10 protein-coding genes are annotated in these 20658 nt (G+C 62.3%); 3 read left to right on the top strand and 7 right to left on the bottom strand.

All coding sequences use genetic code 11. From position 1 onward, the window contains the following. Nucleotides 1-24 precede the first annotated feature (24 nt). Nucleotides 25-498 (bottom strand): sigma-70 family RNA polymerase sigma factor, encoded by a 474-nt coding sequence (locus tag KF745_10410; GenBank protein ID MBX3358832.1) that lies wholly within the window; start codon nucleotides 496-498, stop codon nucleotides 25-27. A 193-nt stretch (nucleotides 499-691) separates the two neighbouring features. On the opposite strand from KF745_10410, the gene KF745_10405 reads away from it, so the two are divergent. Genes KF745_10405 through KF745_10395 form a run of 3 tightly spaced genes read left to right on the top strand, consistent with a single transcriptional unit; the run spans nucleotide 692 to nucleotide 6469 of the window. Next, nucleotides 692-2053, top strand: a complete 1362-nt coding sequence (locus KF745_10405; protein ID MBX3358831.1) for a hypothetical protein — start codon at nucleotides 692-694, stop codon at nucleotides 2051-2053. Further along, nucleotides 2050-4524 carry a sensor histidine kinase gene (locus tag KF745_10400; GenBank protein ID MBX3358830.1) on the top strand — a complete coding sequence of 825 codons (2475 nt, stop codon included), beginning with the start codon at nucleotides 2050-2052 and terminating at the stop codon, nucleotides 4522-4524. Before KF745_10405 ends, KF745_10400 begins: the two co-directional genes overlap by 4 nt. Beyond that, nucleotides 4511-6469, top strand: a complete 1959-nt coding sequence (locus KF745_10395; protein MBX3358829.1) for a hypothetical protein — start codon at nucleotides 4511-4513, stop codon at nucleotides 6467-6469. The genes KF745_10400 and KF745_10395 overlap by 14 nt, the downstream gene beginning before the upstream one ends. Nucleotides 6470-6530: 61 nt before the next feature. Here the strand turns inward: KF745_10395 and KF745_10390 are convergent, their stop codons facing one another. From KF745_10390 to KF745_10365, 6 genes are all read right to left on the bottom strand, one after another. Further along, nucleotides 6531-10091 (bottom strand): ATP-dependent RecD-like DNA helicase, encoded by a 3561-nt coding sequence (locus tag KF745_10390; protein ID MBX3358828.1) that lies wholly within the window; start codon nucleotides 10089-10091, stop codon nucleotides 6531-6533. A gap of 23 nt (nucleotides 10092-10114) precedes the next feature. After that, entirely contained in the window at nucleotides 10115-10693 is a 579-nt protein-coding gene (locus tag KF745_10385) for a winged helix-turn-helix domain-containing protein (GenBank protein ID MBX3358827.1), read from the bottom strand. Further along, the gene (locus tag KF745_10380) at nucleotides 10690-14181 is read right to left on the bottom strand and encodes an Eco57I restriction-modification methylase domain-containing protein (protein MBX3358826.1); all 3492 of its coding nucleotides are present in this window, start codon (nucleotides 14179-14181) and stop codon (nucleotides 10690-10692) included. The genes KF745_10385 and KF745_10380 overlap by 4 nt, the downstream gene beginning before the upstream one ends. Continuing rightward, nucleotides 14067-15899 carry a sigma-70 family RNA polymerase sigma factor gene (locus KF745_10375; protein MBX3358825.1) on the bottom strand — a complete coding sequence of 611 codons (1833 nt, stop codon included), beginning with the start codon at nucleotides 15897-15899 and terminating at the stop codon, nucleotides 14067-14069. Before KF745_10375 ends, KF745_10380 begins: the two co-directional genes overlap by 115 nt. Before the next feature lie 2 nt (nucleotides 15900-15901). Next, nucleotides 15902-19273: a hypothetical protein gene (locus KF745_10370; protein MBX3358824.1), complete on the bottom strand. Its 3372-nt coding sequence runs from the start codon at nucleotides 19271-19273 to the stop codon at nucleotides 15902-15904. Nucleotides 19274-19383: 110 nt separating this feature from the next. Continuing rightward, nucleotides 19384-20637: an AIPR family protein gene (locus tag KF745_10365; GenBank protein ID MBX3358823.1), complete on the bottom strand. Its 1254-nt coding sequence runs from the start codon at nucleotides 20635-20637 to the stop codon at nucleotides 19384-19386. Nucleotides 20638-20658: the final 21 nt, after the last annotated feature.

Raw genomic sequence — 20658 nt, 5'->3', positions numbered from 1 at the left:
TCGCTGCCCGAGTCCCATTCGAACCTACACGGTGGCGATCGGAGCAAGCGCGTGACGCACCTTGGCAATGATCGAGTCCAACGTCGATCGGGGGATCGCCAGCCGTCGCGCCGCGTCGCTCACGGTGTCTGTATCGCACAAGGCTTGACAGGCATCGCGGTACTGTGTCGGCATTCGGGCGATGGCAATTCTCACCGCTTCTCGCTTCTCGGCCTGGCACGCCGCATCGCGCGCGTGGAACGTGGACTCATTCAGTGCCAACCGCTGTTCCTTCCCTCGGGAAACTCGGTACTTCGGACAACGTCGCAGTTTCCAGCATCGCTGTGCCACCAGGTGCTCAACGAACGCTTCAGCTCGGCCGCGATTGGCGTCGAAACGACTCCATCCGCTGAAGACCTCCACCAGCAGGTCCTGCTCCAGGTCCAGCGCGTCTGAACCCGGAAGCGCGCGAGCCAGCTGTAGTGACTTGATCCGGGCAAGATGGCGGGCAAAGTACACGATGGACGGGTCAACTGGCATAGGCGGTCCTTTCAAGTGGGCGACCTGTGACACGGGAGCACGCCTCACGTGGCTTGTCGCATGCCAATGGATGAGCCGATCCGGCGTCGTCCCAGCGCCGGCAAGATGCCAGCGCGATCCGCAGGGCCCAGACTCAGCCCGGCCTGGCTCGCTTGTCGATATACTTGCCAGAGTGCGCCCGCCTACCCAGACAAACACCGACACCAGCAAGGAGAAGCGGCTCCGTGATGGGCTCGCGCGTCGATCCCTAGACAACCCGGATTTCTGGTCGTTTCGTGGCAACGCCAAGCGGCACCACGCGCACGGATTGATGCAGTATCCGGCCATGATGGTCCCGCAGATGGTGGGCGCGCTGCTGGTCGAGATTCGGCGTGTTTTCCCCACCACGCGACTGGTGGCCGACCCGTTCGTCGGATCGGGCACCGTTCTAACCGAGACGATGCTTCGCGGCCTCGATTTCTATGGGCGCGACGTCAACCCCCTCGCGGCGCTGTTGTGCCGAACGAAGGCGGGTCCATTCTTTCCCGAGGCGCTCCAGGAGAGAGTCGAGGAGGTTGTGTCGGCGGCCCGGAATGATCGCGGCTCGAAGGTCGACGTGGACTTCCCAGGGCTCGACAAGTGGTTTACGAAGGAAGCCCAGGTCGACCTGTCTCGTATCAGGAGAGCGATCAAGAAGGACAGCTCAAAGTGGGTGCGCCGGTTCCTGTGGATCGCGCTAGCCGAGACGGTCAGGCAGACCAGCAACTCTCGGACATCCACCTTCAAGCTGCACATCCGCGCGGCGGACGACCTTCGTGACCGGGTGGTTGTACCCATCGAGGTATTCGCTTCGGTCGTTGAGGCGAATCTGGAGCGGTACTTGGCGCTGGCGGAAAAGCTGCGGAAGAAGAAGCGCACCAATCGCGGGCGCTACACCGGCAATGTCCGGCTTGACCTCGTCGACGCTCGTGCCCCGATCGCAAAGCGAGCCGCGCAATGCGACGCGGTGATCACGTCTCCGCCGTACGGCGACAACGCCACAACGGTGCCCTACGGGCAGTACTCCTACCTGCCGCTCCAATGGATCGACCTTTCGGACATCGGCGACGATGTGAAGGCCGACACTCTAAGAACGACTCACGAAATTGATCGTCGGAGCCTAGGTGGGTCGCGGCGCGTCACATCAGATTCGCTGGAGGGCGTGTTGAAGGCATCTCCGGCGCTCGGGCGTCTGCTGAAGCGGCTGGACGAGGAGCCGCCGGACCGTGCCGGACGTGTCGCCTCGTTCGTCCGCGACCTTTGGACATCGCTAACCACAATCGACGCCATGCTCAAACCAGGTGGCATCATGGTTTGGGTTCTCGGAAACCGACGCGTGGCTGGCCGCATCGTCCCACTCGACAACATCCTCAAGGAGCTTTTGGCGTCTCGAAACTTCGTCCTTGTCACGACCATCAAGCGTCGAATCCCCTCGAAGCGTATGGCCCACCGCAACAGCGTCGCCAAGACCATGTTGTCGGAGTCCATCGTGGTCATCCGCAAGAGGGGCAAATGAACCCACTGCGATTCGACGTACATCCCTCGGTGGCGTTTCAGCTCGGCGCAGATCTGATCAGCGATGACGCGCAGGCCCTACTTGAGCTCGTCAAGAACTGCTACGACGCCGATGCGAAGAACGCGAGGATCGACATCGACACGCGAGCCCACGCGATGGATGTACAGCCTGCCTCCGCCTATCCCCAGGCCGCGGGGGTCATCACAGTTACCGACGACGGCTCGGGCATGGATCTCGCCACGGTGGAAAATGCGTGGCTAGTGATGTCGAACTCTCCGAAGCGGAAGCTCAAGGCGGGCGGCAAGAGCCCTAAGGGGCGTGTCCCACTCGGGGACAAAGGGCTCGGAAGACTCGGGACCCAGCGGCTGGCCGACAACGTGGAGTTGTTCACGAAGGACGCCAGCGCCCACAAAGAACTGCACGTCGCGTTCCGTTGGTCGGATTTCGAGAGCGCCGACATGCTCAAGAACGTGCAGGTGCAGCGACTCGACGATCTGCCCTCAAGCCGAAAGCAGGGGACCACGATCGTCCTGTCAGGGCTGCGCGAGCCGGAGAGATGGCGGGGCGAAGACGCACGCACAGAGCTCGAGCAGCGGCTAAGCGAGCTCGTGTCGCCATTCGAAGAGATCAAGGATTTCACGCTTACGGTGCGCATCGACGGCACGCCATTGGAGCCCGCCGAGGTCAGCCGTCGTATTCGGCGTGAGGCCGACTCCACCTTCCGGCTTGAGTTCGATGGCACGACGTTTGACATGGATTGCAGAGTGAAGCTGCGATACCTCGAGCCTGCAGGCGATGAACGGCGTCACGCGTTTGAATCCCAGGTGCTGCACGATCAAGGCCGTCGGCTCTTCAGATTCCTCGACGAGCTGGACGCCGCGAAGCGACCGCTGACGGTCGCCAGCGGAAGCGGCCCATGGTTCATGCGATTGAAGAAGTCAGTTTCAATGGATTCGCTCCCGGGCCTAGCGATTGATGGCGCGAAGTTGAAGGCGAATCCCGGACCCTTCCGAGGTGAGATCGACAGCTTCGACTACGACCAGTTGCCCACTCAATCCGCTTTCGGCACAAGCAAGGATTTCGCTCGGCACATCAAGCAGCTGGCCGGAGTCCGGGTTTACCGCGACGGTTTCGGCGTCAAGGTAGATCGGGACTTTCTGCAGCTGGCGAAGGCGTGGACTGGCGGCAAGTCTTGGTACGGACTGAAGCCAGCGAATACGATCGGCTTTATCCAGATCTCGGCCGCGAAGAATCAGCAGCTCGTGGAGTCCACGGATCGAGAGGGCTTCAAGACCACGCCCCATTTCAAGAACTTCCAGCGTCTCCTTGAAGAGTTCGTCAAGTTCAGCTCGGACTCGTTGGAGTTCTTGCGCCGCGGCACCCTCCAGTTCTGTGATTCGTTCCTCCAGTTCCAGGCCGGTGTTGCGGAGGCCAAGTCGCCCGAGGACGTTGCGAGTAGCCTCAAGCAAGTCTTCGCCGTGGCCGGCCAGGCGAAGGCCACAGCATCCCAGGCACGACATACCGCCGAACAGGTCAACCGCGCTGTTACCAAGGCAGTCGCCGATGCGGGGCGAGCGAAGTTCGCAAACGACCGCGATGCACAGGCCTTCAGGGCTGCCGTCGCGGTGGTCGAGTCGCAGCAGTCGCGCCTCGTCGAGATTGTGGATCGCATGGAAGGCCTCGCGACAGAAGTTGCCAGCGGCCAGGCGAAGCTCGATGTGCTCTATCGCCAGATTGAGGCGCTGCGCGATCAGCTTCGCCGCAGCATGGAGGCCATTGGGCTGGCGACGACCGTCGAGGCGCTCACCCACGAAATAGCGCAAATTGCCTCCGGCCTGGGGGAGCGGGTGCTCGAGGTCAAGCGGCACATAGGAAAACCGACCGAGCGCGACCGCGTCGCCGCGTTTCTCCGGCATGTGGAAGCGGCAATCACGGGACTTCGGAAGCAACTGGCGCACATCGAGCCGTCGCTGCGCTATGCCCGAGAGCGCCGGGAGGTCATCGTTCTGTCAGAGTTTTTGCAGGAGTTCGCGTCGTTTCATCGAGATCGCCTGGCAAACGCCCACATCAACGTTGACGTGGACGGCAAACTCCGGTCGCCATTCGCTGTGCGGGTGAATCGCGGCAAGCTCACCCAGGTATTCGACAACCTTCTCTACAACAGCGAGTACTGGCTGCGCGAGGACATGCGCCTGGGCAAGCTCTCGCAGGGGCAGGTGACCATTGAACTGGATTCTCCGCGCGTGTCGTTCCGCGATAACGGCCCTGGCGTCGATCCTGCCGTGGAGAACGCGATATTCGACGCCTTTGTCTCCACCAAGAAGAACGGGCGAGGACTCGGCCTCTTCATCATCCGCGAGCTCCTCGCTGGCGATGACGGTGCGATCCGACTGCTTCCCGAGAAGAACAAGCACGGGCGCCGCTACATCTTCGAGATTGACTTCGCGGGAATGGAAAATGGCCGGGACTGAACCCACCGCGACTCTCGACGACCTCTGCAAGGGTGCTGGCTTCGGCAGAATTGTCTACGTTGACGACTTTTTTGACCGCAGCCCTGCCCGCATCGAGTCTCTGATCGCCGAACGTAGCCCCACCGAGCTGAGGAGCATCGAGGTCCTCCAACTCGGCGACACAGGGGATGACTTCATACACGACGCGGCGAAGACCGCCGCCCGCAAGATCACGGAGCCCGCACAGGTCGAAACGCTGTTCGAAGAGCTCGCCGCGAAAGTCGAGGGCACTGACGCGAGCGATGCGGACCATATTGCGGTCAGCGCGTTCAAGGGTGTTCTCGGAAACATCGCTCCCGGCTCGGTTCGACAGCTCTCGATGGGACAGTGGAAAAATCAACGCGACATATTGACGCAGGAGGCGGCCGGTGACGCCGTCACGCTCTTCATCTTCGACGATGACTTCTCCCTTGAGGGGCTGGGAACGGACGCTGGTCGCTCGGAATTGCAATGGATTCGGACGAAACTTGCGGGGAAGCGGCATGCCACAGTGCTGCTCACCCATGGAGCTGCAACCGAAGACGCCGAGCAGGGGATCGAGCAAGAACTCCGGACCGCGGACACGGCGAGTGGCTTCCGCACCGTGGTAATCAGCAAGGAGCCGCTTCAGCGCGGTACTAGCAGTCTTGTTCGGCGAGTCAAGTATGCACTTCTCCAAGATCAGTTCGTGGACTTGAAGGGCAAGGTACGCGCGGCGATGTCCGCCGCCGCTCAGTCTGCGATCGCGGCACTGGAACAGATGGGCGTGGACGAGTTCGAGCGGATCATTGTTCATTCATCGCTGACTGAGGGGGCATGGTGCCCGGACACCGTAACACGAGTGATCTGGGTTGGCCAAGAGAAGGCCGTCCGGAGATCCCTCCGCACGGATCAGACTGTCCACGACCTCGTGACGGCAATCGAGCCCCTGGCCAGACTTCGGACAGGCGAAGTGACCCCCGCAGTCGTTGCGCAGGCATCTCGGCTCCAGCATTTGGAGGTTGTGGATTCCGCTACGGACATGGACGGCCTCTTTCTCCCGTTGGACTTGGGGGATATTTTCGAGTTCAAGCAAAGGCGATATGTTCTGATCGCTCAAAGCTGCGACTTGGCGATTCGGTCCAATGGCAAGCGCAACCGAGACGAGGATCGAGTGGTGGCTCTCGTAGAACTGCAGGCGACCAAAGTCGCTTCTACCCCAGAGGCGGCCGCCCCTGCGGCTGCGGCACCGGCGCAAGCCGCTGCTGCCGTGCCATCACCGAAAGGATCGTCAACACCCGCTACCGAACCACTTGCTGGCCAACCGCTGGCTGCTGGCGAGGCCGATGGCTGCACCGCTTCGAGTTGCAGTACAAACGACGAGCGTGCATTCACGATCGCCAACGGTAACTTGGACGGTACCGCGCTCACGGTGCTCTTTGATCGGGTCATGTACGTACCAATCTGGTTGCTTGACCTCACCGTGATCTCTCCAGGCGGCGCGTGCGAACTGACGTCCGCGACAACGGCTTCCGGCGCTTTGCAGGCGTCATGGAGAGCCAGGCTCCCCGAACTGCAGGGCAGGGTAAAGAAGGAGGTCGTCTCGCTCTACCGCGCGGTTATGGAGCAGACTCCAAAGCCGACGAAGGCGCAACCGGCGACTGGCGCATCGACTGGCGCCGCTGCAGCGACACCGCCTCTGAAGGAACAAGAGCGCAATCGCCTGTTGCGATCCCTGATTCGGATTCCGGAGGGCTGCAAATTTCAGCCGTCGGTGGAGTTTGGCGCCTCAGAATCGTGGACCTTCAAGGTCGACGGCTTGAAGCGGGTGCAACGAATCCGTGAGCGCCATGCCACGCCGCTCCTCATCGCGTTCATGCAGTACGCCGCTCGTCCGGCGTATCCCCACGAACTCACGCGCATGTCATTGCCGGACACCGGCGGCTGATGTCACGCAGAAGTCTGCGCCTCGTTCGGTCGCGAGCGCGACGGCACCTCATCGTACTCAGCTATGTGCCGAGGACCCGCCGTCGGGCCGTAGCCTCAATCTGAGCGGCATCAATGCTCCCATCGAGCCCGTCCTCGGACGTGATCAGCTGGTCGAAGTAGCCGTTGTCCTTGTACCACTGCTCCTTCCGCACCCACCTGTCCTTGTAGGTCGGTGAGCCCAGCATTCCTCGATGTTCCCAATAGAAGGTGTCGCCCTGAAAGTTCACCGTGAAGTCCGGCCAGCGGAAGTCGGTCGGGTTATTATTCTTGTTGAGGAGCTTCTGCTCATACTCCCAGCTCAATCCGAGGTCGGTGAGGATGTTGGCGACGATGACCTCGGACTTGGACTGCACCAGGACACCACTCGGGTACTTTGAGGTCGGTTTCGTGCGGTGGATGAGGTGAGCGGCGTGCCAGCGGTCATCGGCTTCGGGCCGGACGGAAAGCACGAACATGTTCGTGTTGCGCAGCAGTGTGTCGGAGCACGCTGGGCTGCGCTGCTCCTCGAGGACCGCTGTGTCCTTCTCAATCAGCAGGACCATTCGACGGCGGAATCGCGTCAGGCCTGTGTAGAGCAATTCCCGCGAAAGCGTTGCCGCCCGCTTGGGGAGAACCAAGAACACCGTCTCGAAGTCGCTCCCCTGAGCGCGGTGAACAGTCAAGGCATAGGCCAGTTCCAGGTTCTCGTTGACTTGCCCACTGAAATAGCGATACGTGACGTCGGGCTGGGTCGAGAAGCCCACGTCCAGGCAGGCAGGTTCCTTGAATGTCTTTACGACCAGCCCGATCTCGCCGTTGGCGACGTAGTCGAGCCCAGTGTTCCTGGGCCACGCCAGCATACGACGGTTGAACGACTGGATCACCTTGTCTGTCCAGACGATTTCTTGATCCCCGAACGACTTGGTGGAGGCGAGCAGCCCGCCACGATACTTCGCCTGGATCTTTCGGTTGAGTTCGTTTGTGCCGTGCTCATCGGTGCGAACCGGGCAGAGGATCTGCCAGCGCTCCGCTTCCGGTGGCTTCATGCCCGCGTCCGTGATACCGAGGCTTGCGTTGAACGGGATGTAGGACTTCTTGTCGTCAGTCAGCCCCAAGTGCTTCTTCATGCTGGCCGCGAGATGCTCTTCCAGTTGACTGGTGTTCTGCCAGTACCACACTTCCAGGTCGCCAGCGACTTCCTTGCGAGCGACTCGGGACAGCACTTCGTCCGCGCCGAGCGTCGGGTCGTCGCGCAAGTAGCAGTCCGCAAGCTGGAGCGCCTGGCTCTCGTGATCCTCGTGTCTTGCCCGCTCGGTCAGGCGGGCCAGGTACTTCTTCCGCTGCTCGTCCGCTTCGAGCCAAGCGATGATGTCTACGAACGGACGACCGGGGCCGATGGGCGGCAACTGGTTGGGGTCGCCGACCAGGATGAGCCGCTTTACGTCATTCATCTCGAGCGCCCGGAACAGGACGCCGAGCAGATCCATTGGGATCATCGACGCCTCGTCAACGATCACGGTTGGCTTTGCCTTGGCCGCGCCCCCCTCCAGCTTGAGCGCGAAGTTGGTCTTGTTGATCCACTCGTTGTGCATCAGGAACTGGTGGATGGTCAGCGCATCGTCCCTCTTGGTCCGCTCCATCATGCGTACACGGGCCTTGCCGGTCGGCGCGAGGAGCAGAATCGGCTTCTTGCCCTCGATCTGCTCTAGGCCCTTGAGGAACACATTCAGCACCGAGGTTTTGCCGGTCCCGGCGCGTCCGCAAAGGACGCTGATCCGGCCCTCGTACATCTTGGCCAGCGCATCGGCCTTCTCCTTTCGGGCCCGCTCCTCGACCTCGGGAGGGAGCTTCGATCCTGACTTACCAAACTCCTCGAGCAACAGCCTTTCCCAACTCCATCCGGCCTTCGGCGGTGCGTTCTTCCGCTTCACGCGCCCAGCCAGGCACTGGCAGACCTGCCGCTCCAGGTCAGCGAGCGATTTCAACGCCGCTGTGGCCGGAGTGACATCCGTTCGGAAATCGAGAACCTCTCTGTAGTAATCGGCCTGGCCAATGACCAGGTCCCGGTCGGGGCGGCACGCGCGGCGTTCGGGGAAGAGCGCGTTGATCCGCTGGATCGTCTCAGCGAAAGGCAGCAGTGTGTCCCCATCGCTCGCGGCCGTCTGAAGGACCGCGACCGCGGCGGCCCGCACACGCCTGCGGTCGTCGGCGCCGCAAACATCCTCCTTTGCAAGGAAATGAGCGGCGTCTCCCTCGGGCCGCATTCCCCGGTCAATCGTTTCGAGGCCGACCAAGTCGGACTCGCCGTCGCCTTGGTCCTGCTCGCAAAGGAGGTAGGCATTGGCGACGATCTGCTCTTCGGTACCGGCGATGCCGCATGCTGCCCGCAGGTCGGGCTTGGCAATTCGCTCCACCTGGGCCCGCGACAACTCGAAGCGGGCGAGAAGAGCCAGCAGGTTGCGCCGCGGCGCCTTGAAGGCCGTCCACCTCTCGGCGGCCTCGCCCAACGCCTTGGTGTACTCCTTATGTTCGCACTTTCGGCGACCATCGAGGATGGCCAGGGTGTATTCCCACGAGTTCTCACCCTTGGCGAGGAGCGGTGCCAAGACCTGCTTCTGAAATGCTGTTCCACTCGGACAGTTGAGAAACTCCAGCACGCTGCCAATACCGGGGAAGGGGCCACGGTTCCGCCAGACCTCGGCCAGCATGTCGTTCAGACGCTCAAGCGAGGCGTCCCAGTCTCCAGGGACCTTGCCGTCGTCTCTCACCGCCTGGACGGATTGCAGCAGGCGCGTCAGCGCGCCCACGGCAACGTCGTCGGTCACATGCTCGGCGACGTAGGAGAAGTTGAACGTGTCGGCATCGGGTATGCGGCACAGGATGCGCGCGGAATCGTGTCCGCCCCGCAGGTACTCCTGATAGGGAAGCCTGACACCCTGGTGCTCGAAGTCGTGGGTGATCCGACGGGACCAGATCGGATATCGCTCGGCCGGGTTCTTCTCGGTAGAACCGAAGTACAGCTGCTCGCCGATCTCGGAGATTCGGCTCACGCCGACCAGGATGCGCTGAAGGTGCTCCGCAAACGGGTGGCCGTCCTTGCAGTAGAAGAAGACCAGTGACTGCTTCTTCTGAAGCTTTCCCCAGAAATGTGAGAGCAGAGCCTTCTGCCGGCCGGGCTCCGCCACCCACCCCTTCTCCTTCTTGGGATTCTTCGGACCGGGGAGCGCGAGCCCTTCCCGCTCGCACAGGAACCGGAAGTTGTCTTCCCGCATCCAGAGGTACGGGGACGGGCAGATCGAGTACGGCGGCAGCTTCTCCGGCACCGGCAGCAATGCCCGCCGCTCGAGCGGGTCCTCGTGCATCGTCGCGGCCCCGACCCTTGAGAATGCCAACGGGTCACGGGAGCAGGGCGGGCGCCAGCCGTCCAGTTCCAGGAGCGGCAATGACGCCGCCTTCTCCTCCCGCTCAACCTTGACGGGATCGCGGAACGCCTCGCGCACGTGCTTGTGCGCCACGCAGTAGACGTTCTTGCCGGGCTGATCGCAAACATGGCCGTCCCATGCCCGATCGTGCCACACCAATCTCGCGGAAAGATGAACCATCGAGGATGCTCTCCGTCCTGCACCTACGGCTGCTTGGTCACCGCCTGTCGTCCCAGGTCCGTCACCTCCCACACGCCCCGCGGCGAGTCGGACTTCAGCAATCCCTCCTTCACCATCGTGTTCCTGGCCCACTGGGCAGCATTGCGCCAGCGTGGGTTGTCCGGTCCCGACGCCAGTGGCTCGAAGTCAACCGACTGGAGCTTGGGCTTCATCATTTGGCCGACCTTCTCCAGCACCTCCGCGGCCTTGCCTGACCCCCCCATGCTCTGAAGCACCCGGAGGATGGGCTCGCGGTACGCGGCTTCCGGGGTCCTCAGGCCGTTGCGAAGCCGGCCCAGGTTCCGGCGCGCGGCCTTCGTCTCCTCGTCTTCCTCCTGCTCGGCAACGGCGGCGATGGTCTGCCACTCCGTCCGCAGGGCGGCTACTTTGTCGCGGAACGCGATCAGCACGCCGGCGCGTGCGAGGGCTTCCTTGGCTCGGTCGTAGTCACGCCCCTCGAAGGAGCGAGCTCCGACCGTGTTCACGAAGTCAACTTCGGCCTCGACCTCCTCCAGCAGTGACTCGAAGGCGGAGGACACATCTTGTGGGTTGTTCTGGATCATTCCTCATCCTCCTCCTCGTCCGCGGCCGAGTCCCCCATACGGTACTTGAAGTCGTAGTTCATGACGAAGTCGGCCTCTACTGCAGAGAGTCCAAGAACTTCTGCCAGCCACAGGTCGATCGTGTCAATCACCGCCTTGCTTCGCTTCGGGATGATGCACTGCACCGTCAGGTGGTCGTGCTTGAACTTCATGCGCCGCTGCTCTGAATGTGCCCGTAGGTCGTTCATGAGCGTTCTGGCCAGAGCACTCGATCGTTCGCTTTGAGCTGCAGACAACACACCGAGGTCGAATGGGAATGCCTCGACCTCCCTTCGGTTGAGGTGGCGACAGTCAGAGAAGACCGTGACGAACCAGTAGAAGAGGTTTGAGTTCAGGCAGCACAATGCGGCGTCCGCTTCAGCGCGAGTACGAAACGACAGCTCTTTGAATTCCGAAGGAGGACGCCGTTCCCCTTGACCGTCCAGCACTTCGGGTTCGAAGTTCAATACTTGGAGAAAGTAGCCCACCTTGCGCGAGTAGTAGATGCTGTGGCGTCCATTCCGGCTGATGAACTCCGACAAACGATGCCGACAGGTCTGTAGTCGTGCGATAATCGAGCGTTCAGTGTGAAAGTTCAACTTGGGAAGAGTGCCCGGCACGAGGCACGGCGTTGCCGGCACATACGCCAGTCGCTCAAACAGAGTGGGGCGCTCCGTAGCCGACCACTTGTGGTATCGCGTGGCCATCATGGAGGGGGCCGCATCGGGCGGGGCGACGAGGTGGATTGTGAGACGGATGTGCTCTAACCCATCGAACAGTCGTGACGGCCTGTCGTCGTACGCGCTATACCACAGCGCACGCGCGGTGAGCAGTCGTTGGAGTGACTCGTAGCGCTCAGTCGAGATCGACGACACTGGAACGATCATCCCGAGTCGGCCCTGCGGACTAAGTAGACTCAGGCATTGCTCGATGACCAGCGCGTAGAGATTCCCAGCGGGCTCGGTCGCATACCCACGCACCGTGTAGCCCTTCAGCTCCTTGAGTTCGATGTACGGGGGGTTGCCAATGATAATAGACAACCCGCCGGTAACCATGATCGCGTGAAAGTCAACGCTCCAGTGAAACGGCTGATAGCGGGATCGCCATTTGTCGAGCGCGCCCGCTCGATCGACGGGCACTCCGTATTCGCCAGCCAGCAGCACGTTCAGGGACCCCTCCAGCGTTCGTAGCTGTTGGCGTAGCGCTTGCTTCGTAGCGACGAGTGCCGCGACGTCGGCGTTGTATGCCGTCTGAGCGTTGCGAAACCGCTCAAACTCCGCTGCGGCCGCAGTGGCTTGTTGCGATATGCGGTCGAACTCGCCGCCGAAATCAAGCCTGCCTGCGAGTGCGGCACGGACCGATTGCAGGTTTGCAAAGCCGACCAGGGTGTTGCCGGATCGGATGTTGAAGTCGATGTCCGGAAGAGGTTCGATCTTTTCAATGAGACCTTCCTCGACCTGCGCGACGAGCTTGAGGAAGAGTCGCAGCTTGCAGATCTCGCACGCCTCCTCCATGAGGTCCACGCCGTAGAGGTTGTTGACGATGATGGATTTGAGGATGAAGTAACGGCGGTTTGGATGGTCCCCGACGCGGTCCAGGATGCGGCAGAAGTCGGCGAACGTGTCCGGGGCTGGGGCGCGCCCCTTTCCCTCAGCGGCGGCGGCCGCATCGCGGGCCAGCGTGTCGAGGAACGCGCCCATGCGGTCAAGGCACGCCTCGTAGAGGGGTTCCAGAACATTCAGGGCCGCGAACAGGAACGCGCCGGAGCCGCACGTCGGGTCGAGCACGGTGACGGACTCGACGGCCTTCCACATGGCCCTCAGAAGATCCGGCCCTTCGCAGCGCTCGATGACGTCCGCCGCAAACTGTCGGATGTCGAGGTTGAGGGTCACCAGGTCATTGACCGCGGACACCTCCCCGGCGGCAAGCTTGCGCCGGAGGTCCAGGCACCGCTCTCGCCTGGCGACATGCTCGCGCCACGTCTCGGTCGGCAGCCCGAAGGGGTCGGTGGCCGGTTTGTTCCACCCGCCCCGCTTGGAGACATTGTCCACACCCGCCGCGATCTCTTCCGGCAGCGGCACCACGTCGCCAGTGTCGTCAATGACGCCGCGCCGGACGGGTTCGTAGAGATAGCGGTCGGGATCGTCCTGGAGGAGCCGCCAGACGGAGCCACCCGCGTTCGGGGCGGCAGGCGGCACGAACGCGATGGTACAGGCCGCTGCGGCCTGATCGAGGATGTAGGGGATGATCGTGTTCTGCGAGATGTACCCGGTGATGTCTTCCTTCGTGTAGTAGGCCCCCATCTGCTTCTGGTTGATGTACTTCTCGAAGATGTAGCCGAGGACGTCGGGGTTGATCTCGTTGTTCTCGCGCAGCGGGCGCTCGTCCAGGTGCCAGCGGTACTCGTCGAAGAACTTGAAGAGCTTCTCGAACGCGGCGTCCGGGATCTGGATGTCGTCGTACCGCTCCTCGATCTCGTGGATATCGAACAGGCCGCCGTTCAGGTAAGGGATGCGGCCGATGAGCGCATCCAGGTCCTTCGAACGTTGGGCGGGCTTGGTGCTAAGCCCCTCGTGGAACAGCCGCAGCAGAAAGTGCTGGTAGAAGGTCCAGAACTTGTCCTTCCCCTTGGTGGTCTGAAGGCGGGAGAGCCGGTTGCGCAAGTAGTCACGATCACCGTCGAGCAGCCCCTTCTTCTGGATGAAGTAGCAGAACATCAGCCGGTTCAGCATCACTGAGGCGTACCAGTCACGGTCGGCGGCGACCTTGATGCCGTCGATGAACTTGTGGAACGCTGCGTGTTCCTTCTGGAAGCGCTCGAAGAACTTCTTGGTGACCTTCTCGACATCGAACGCCGCGGCGACCCTGGCGCGCACGTCCGGAAGGGTGGTCGTGTCGTCATCCTCGAAGGCGATGGCGAGCGTGGGCAAGACGCGTTGGAGGATTTGGCCGGTGGGCTGGCCCTTGAACCACTCGTAAGACTGCTGACTGGCGGGCTTGCCCGGGACGCGGCGGACCCACATCCATACCTGGTGGCGGCGATCCTTGTCGGCGAAGATGACGAGGTGCTCGTGGGCGGTCTTCGCGAGCACACGCTCGATGGCGTCGCGAGTGGTTCGATCGGGCACGCGACCCCGGGGATCGGGCGAACACAGGTAGACGGCGAAGTTCCGCTTCTCCGCGACGGCTCCGAGCCGGAAGGTGTGCGAGCCGACCGGAACGTCCATCGTGTGGTCGTGCCGATCCCAGCCCAGATGCTCGCGGAACAGCGCTACAAAGTCATGCCCATCGAGTAGGCGACGAACGGGTTCAGGATCGATGGCGGCATGACTCATGGCGGATGTGCCCCGGGCATTCAGGAGTGCGCGTCGAATAGCGATGGCAGAGGCGTGAGCGAATGGTTGGATCGAATTGATGGCGGTGCGGGCTGGGGAGCCGTCGGAGCGACTTTGGGTGTGACCAGCCGCCAACGCAGGTCATGGCCTCGCTCTGCCTCGCCGGACTTGGCGAGGCCATGTACGGCCGCACGGACGCGCCCACCGTTGATTCCCAGCGTCGTGATGAGTTCTGTGACCAGCATCCCGCCAGCCGCAGCAGCGGCTTGAAGCGCGGTCTGAACTCGGTCGATGTCGCTGTTCTGGGGAATCGCCGGAATGTCGGCCAGCTCACTTGAGTGACCATTGTCCGCGGCGACCGGGACCGCCGGATGCTCAGTACCGTTGGCCGGTAGCGGCGCCAGAATGCCGTCAAAGAGCTTGGGTGCAGGAGCGGCTTGAAGGGTGAGCGTGTATGTGGCGGAACGAGCGGCGAGGGGCATCGCCCGCTCTCTCTGGATCGGGGTGACATCCGTGCCAGGAACAGCAAGCATGGGGGCGAGAACCTCGCTTTCCGCCAGAGACCTTCGCATCCACGCGGCACGATTCGTGATTTCGCTCTCTGTCGGCTCGTCGAACAGGTCGCGCAAGTCGTCGATAACCCGAAGAAGTATCTGTCGCACCCGCTCCTTGGTCAGGCGATGTACGGCTCCTATCTGCTCGAGGGTTGCCTCCACGCCGCTGCCATCGAGTCCGAACCGCTGTTGCACGATGGCGGCATCGCGGGCCGGCAGGCGTGCCAGGACGTCGGGGATTCGAACAACTCGCTCTTCGTGCAGCATCCGTTCAAGAGGGGTGGGCACGTCGTCTGGCCGCTCATTCAGCATGCGTCGAAACGGCGCAGACCGATCATCCAGTGTGTCGATGTGCCGTACAGCGCGGAACACGCTGGCGGGCTGCGTTGTTCTGCGCAGTGTCAGCACCTCGAGCAGGCGGCGTCCACGCCACTCTCCCGAGGTCACGGCAAGCCGCTCGGCCTGGCGCTCGCATTGGCGGAATACACGGCACCGGTGACTCCGACATTTGATCATGTCGGTGTAGACCGGTGCCAGTCGTCCGATCCACTGCATCATCGCCTTCGTGGCGTAAGTTGAAAACTGCGCACCGTGATCGGGGTCGAACTGCTGGGCAGCCCTGCGCAGGGCGAAGAACGCGACTGCTGCGGCATCCTCCTGTTCCATCCGTCGCGGAGCGAACTTCTTTGCCGCCCAGGGGAGCAAGGGTAGGTGGATCGAGAGAAAGGCGTTCAGGTCCGCATCCGTCTGGGTCTGCAGCCAGCGCCGGTGGAGCGCGTCGCTGAGCACACGCCAGCGGGCACCTCGAAAGAAGCTGGAGAACTCCGGATCATTATCGAAAGAGGTTCTGAGCCGGGCGGACACGTCGGACAGTGTCGTGGCGTCCTCCGCCTCAAATGCAATGGCGAGTGCCTGAATCCTCGCGACGACCTTGTCTGACGGAACGCGACTGGTGAACGGGTGCTCGCGATGTCGCAGTCGCTTGCCCGAGGGGCCGACGGCGGCCCATTGCCAGCACTGTTGCCGAAGGTGTTCACAGAAGTAAATGGCGACATGCTCCACCGCCTGCTGAGACAGCTGCGCCTCGATCGTGCGGAGGAGCTTCCGATCGGTCAACTGTTCGGGCGTCAGTTCGCAGGTGAACGCCTGAACCCCTCGCTTGTGTGCGATGCGCCGCAGCGTAAACGAGGTGGGACCTGCGATTGCCGTGGCGTCGCCGGATGCGATATCCCATCCCAACTCCTCAATGAAGAGGTTGCGGAACGAGTGGCGAGCGAGATGGTCCCGGACGCTTTGCACGCTTACCCCTGAACGAGGCCGAGGGAACAGATGAGGCGAGGCTGGAGGTCTCGCCTCTGGTCGTCCGGCACCGTGAGCCGTCCTTCGGCACGCATGGCTACGACGAGAGAGGCGAGGTCTTCATCGGCGATGCCGCTCTTGAGCTGGCGGTTGAGGGTTTCGGTCGCTACCGGACGAAGGGGCGTGCGGTAGACATCTTCGATCGCCCGCTTCAGTTCATCCGTGACGAACAGCGTGCCGGCGCGTTCCTGTACAAAGCGGTTAAGCCGGTCGTAGACCCTGAACCGAGCACCCGAGCGTCCACCCAGTTGGCCGCCGATGCGCTTCTGCTCTGTCAGCAGGTGCGACGTACCCGCCGCCACCGCTGCGTGGTGCCAAGCCCCTCGCGGAGCCGCCGGTGCATCCGGCGAACAGGCAGCGGTGTCGAGAATCGCCCGCTGGGACATGCTGATGACCTTTCCTTCGGGGTTGACGCGAGCGAGGGCGTCAACGTCGTCACCGGTCCGAACATAGACGATTGCGCCCGGCCCGAGTGCATCCGGTGGGGCTGCCTTGGCGGTGTAGACCACGTCCGGCAGCGCCGGCACGATCTTCTCCAGCGACGGGTCGCGCTCCTTGGCGTCCTTCCAGATGCCGTAGGCATACGACGCGAGGTCCGTCTCGCCCCCGTCTGCATCGTTCAGGACGCCCGACCGTTCGTTGTAGAGGTCACGAATCACGGTCTCCGGGGCCTCGTCCTCGAAGAAGGCCTCGTCCGTCCCCACGACCTCCGCGTTTTGGCGCAGACGGGCGCGAATGCGAGTCCGGAGACGGATGATCGTGTCCACACCCTCCGCGGGCATGAAGCTGTAACAGAGGATTGTCGGTGACTGTTGGCCAATGCGATCCACGCGGCCCGCCCTCTGAATGAGCCGGATGATGGCCCACGGAAGGTCGTAGTTCACAACCACATGGGCATCTTGGAGGTTCTGCCCCTCGCTCAGCACATCCGTCGCAACGAGGACACGAAGCTCGTCACCGTCCTGTCCAGGCCGGCGAAGATTGCTCCTGGGGCTAAATCGGTACGCCAGCGTCGTGGGGTCTTCGGAACTGTTGCCCGTCGCCGCGGCCACGCTGCTCACACCACGGCGCTGAAGCTCGCGCACGAGGAAGTCCGCGGTGTCAGCATATTGGGTGAACACGAGCACCTTCTCGCTCGAATGCGTTGACTGCAATAAGACTGTGAGTGCGTTGAGCTTCGCGTCCTCGGCGTGCCGCCACGGCCCAACTTCGTCACAGATCGCGAGGAGGCGATCACTGTCTTGGCGAAGATGTTCAGACAGATCGTGGGTGAACAATCCCGAGGGGAGCCAGCGGAACCGGCTCGCGTAGCGATCTCGGTAGAGGGCATACAGCTCCGCGGCCTTGGAACGGATGAAGTCGCGGGTCGGATGGCGGGGCTCGGCCACGGCGGCGACGGGATCGTCGGCTTCACCGTTCTCGCTCTCGAAGAGCGAGGGCTCTGCGTCACCATCTGTTTGCGAGGGATCAAACTCCCCAAAGTCGGACTTGCCAATTGGCAGCGGCAACCCGTTATCGAGCGCGTGCTGGGCAAGGGCATTCCGGAGGATGTGGCGTTCCAGCGACAGGATGAAGGAGCCGCCGCTGCTCTCCAGTCGCTTGAACAAACCCACTCGGCAGAACCCCATCATGCGTTGTCCGGCTCTCGACAGGCCGTCGATTGCCCGCTGCTCGTCGGCCGTGATGCCCTGTGGAATCGGGTCAACCAGGTAGTTTTTGAGCCCGTATCGCGGCAGGTGAAGGGTGCTCAACGCTTGAACTACTGCTGGCGAATAGAGCGTGGCGTACTGGTCCGTGGGGTCATTCTCGCGGCACTCGAACTTCACGACCTTGGGGACACGGTCGGGGAAGTAGTTGCGAGTGCCGTCAGCGAGCGTCAGGTACTCCCGACCGTTCGTGCCGTCGCGCTGAGCGTAGTGCTGACGGATGAACCCCCGAGTGCGGCGCACAAGATACAGCTGCATCAACTGCCGCCAGTCATCCGCGTGGATGCTCTTCTCAAAGCCATCGATGGTGTTTGGACGGCACTGGTGTCTGCGGATGAACTCGGTCTCCCCGATCTCCTCGACGTACTTTTCAGGCTGACACGGCAGTGGCTGGTCAGAGTCCACGAACAAGCGCAGTTGACTCGCGAGGTCGCCGTACGACTTGTTGTACGGAGTCGCGGACAGCATGATCACCTTGGACTCGTTCTGCGCGAGGTACTCTCGGATAGCGAGGTACCTGTTGCCCTGCCGATTCCGCAGGTTGTGGCTCTCGTCGATGATGACCAGCCGGTGGCGGCGCAACTCAGGGAGCTGCTGTTGCACCTGGCTGATCGGAACAATGGTGGCGCGCAAGCCAAACCGCTGGCGGTAATCGTTCCACATGCGCTGCAGCTTCGGAGGGCACAGAATCAGCGTCTCGATGCCCAGGTCGTCTTCGAGCATCCGTGCTAGCGCTGATGCCATCATGGTCTTGCCGAGTCCGACCACGTCCCCGAGGATTACGCCCCCGCGTCTGTTCAGATGCTGCGCCGCCAACTGCACGGCTTTCGCCTGATACTCGAACAGGAGTCCTCGGAAGGCCGTGGGCAGGTCAAAGAGAGCCACCCCCTCGCGAGCCTCGCGGCACAGGTGGTATGCGATCTTGAGGTAGAGCAGATACGGCGAGAGCTGTTGTTCCGTCGCCCAACTCTGGTCGATGATGTCGGCGAGCTCGTTGCTGATGTCAATGCAGAACCGATCGTTCCAGCGGTCATCAAACCACTTTGCGAGCTTGACGCAGGCGTCGTGATCCAAGACGTCAACATTGAGCTCTCCCTGCCGTAGAAGTCCCGGCATCGTCAGGTTGCTCGATCCGAGGAATCCGATCGAAGGGCTAGTCGGGTCAGACCGGAAGCAGAGGTAAAGCTTCGCGTGCAGGGGATGGCGAAGAAACAGCTTGGTGCGAACTCGACGGGAACGAAGCTGGCCGGCCAGCCGTCGAAGCCCGAGTTCATCCTCGTTGGACGGGACGCCACTGGCGAGCTGCCGACGAAAGTCCTCCGCAATCTGCTTGTGCAGGGTGCGCGCCGTCGCCTGATCGACCAACTCGTCAGTCGGGGTGGCGGAATGAAGGAGCCGAACCGACTCCTCCGGCGTTCGATGCATGCCGACAAGGAGCCGACAGCAGTTGTCGTCCGATCCGGACCAGTGGTCGACGGGGGAGTCCAGCAGCCGCCAGCCCCGCAGATTGAAATACCCGACGCAGAAATCGCCCCTGGCGGCGCTCGCGAGGGCATCGCGCAGGCCGTCTCCGAGGCGGGATTCAATGTTGTCGAAGATCCGTGGCATCGTCGTTCCTCAATGCTTGGTCGCGTATCGGCGTGAGCGGCCAACGGGTAGACTCCGACCGAATCCGTCGCAACCGTTCGCCGAGAGCGGCAGCGACGTCGGGGGAGTGATCAGCGGATGCCGGAACGCAAGAGTTCCAGCTCGATTTCCTTGTAGCAGCGGTCGTACACAGCTGGGTTGCGCGCCATCTCGTCGGGCTTGGACTTGTTGTCCCGATACTCCTGGACGCAGATGGCGACCAGGCCGTCGATGACTTTCGGGAGCAACTCTGCCAACGTGGTTTTCCATTCGAATACGCCAGACGCCAGGTCCCATCGCACGTTGGCTCTGAACGCAGCAAGCATGACGAGCAACCAGCCAGTGTGGATCTTGTGATCCATCTTCGTGCCGAGGAAGAACAGCGGCGTGTCCTTATGCGCGGCAGATCCTGCCCGGACGCCCGCCCGCTCGCCCTTCATGCGACCGAGCTCGAACGCGGGCTTGAGTCGCTTGCACGCGGCCGGCGTCGCCTGCGCGATCATGTCCATGAGCACGAGAATCTCGTGAACATGCGGCACAACGAGCGCGATGGGAGACGGGCGCTGGCCCGCATCATCGCGGAAGGCGTCCAGCATCTGCTTCTGCTGGCGATACAGTGTGCTCGGATGCTTGCGGCTGTCGAACCGCTGGCAGTTGAAGAACATGATCGCCCGGATGATCTCGGTGATGTAGTAGTTGCCCGGGTCGCCCTGCCTGTAGGCGATCTCCTTGTGGCCCGGCTTCCCGTGGAGCACCTTCCGTATCGCCTCGAACTGACCCTCGAGATTCATCAGACTCGGATCATCTACCTGGCGACTGCGGTTGAGCCCTTCCGCCATCGCCGGCACCTTGTCGGGATCGATCCCCTCGAAGAGATGGAGGCGAACCCAGACCTCTTCAAGCGTTTGTGGGTTCTCTGCACGTTCCGAATACTCGCGAACAGCGGCGTAGGTGTGCCCGCCGTTGCATAGCCCGTGAGCAAGTGGGTCCGCCATCGTGAAGCGCAGGCGACCACCATCTCGTTGCCGCTCATACTCTCCGACAGATTGGACGAGCAGATACAGGCCCTGGTTCTTCAGCGCGAAGTCCGCAGGCGCTTCTCGCAGGGTGTCCTGAATACCGCGCACAACGTGCCCCGTGAGGACGTCCTTCGCGCTGCGCGTCGGCACTCGAGGATTGACGGCGAGCCACGCGTCAAGGTCCAAGTGCTTGACTAGCTCATCCGCGCGGATGAAGCAGGAACCGACCTTTGAATTTGGGAGGCCCGGAATTCTGTGCGACCGAAAGTCGTCAACGTGAACCAAGAACTCGACGGGCACTGGGCGAAGCGCTGTGGCGCTGGCCATGTGAACCTCCTGAATGTTCGC

It is taken from the genome of Phycisphaeraceae bacterium (assembly GCA_019636655.1).
Taxonomy (GTDB): Bacteria; Planctomycetota; Phycisphaerae; order Phycisphaerales; family UBA1924; genus JAHBXB01.
This window is presented reverse-complemented; position numbering and strand designations above follow the sequence as displayed.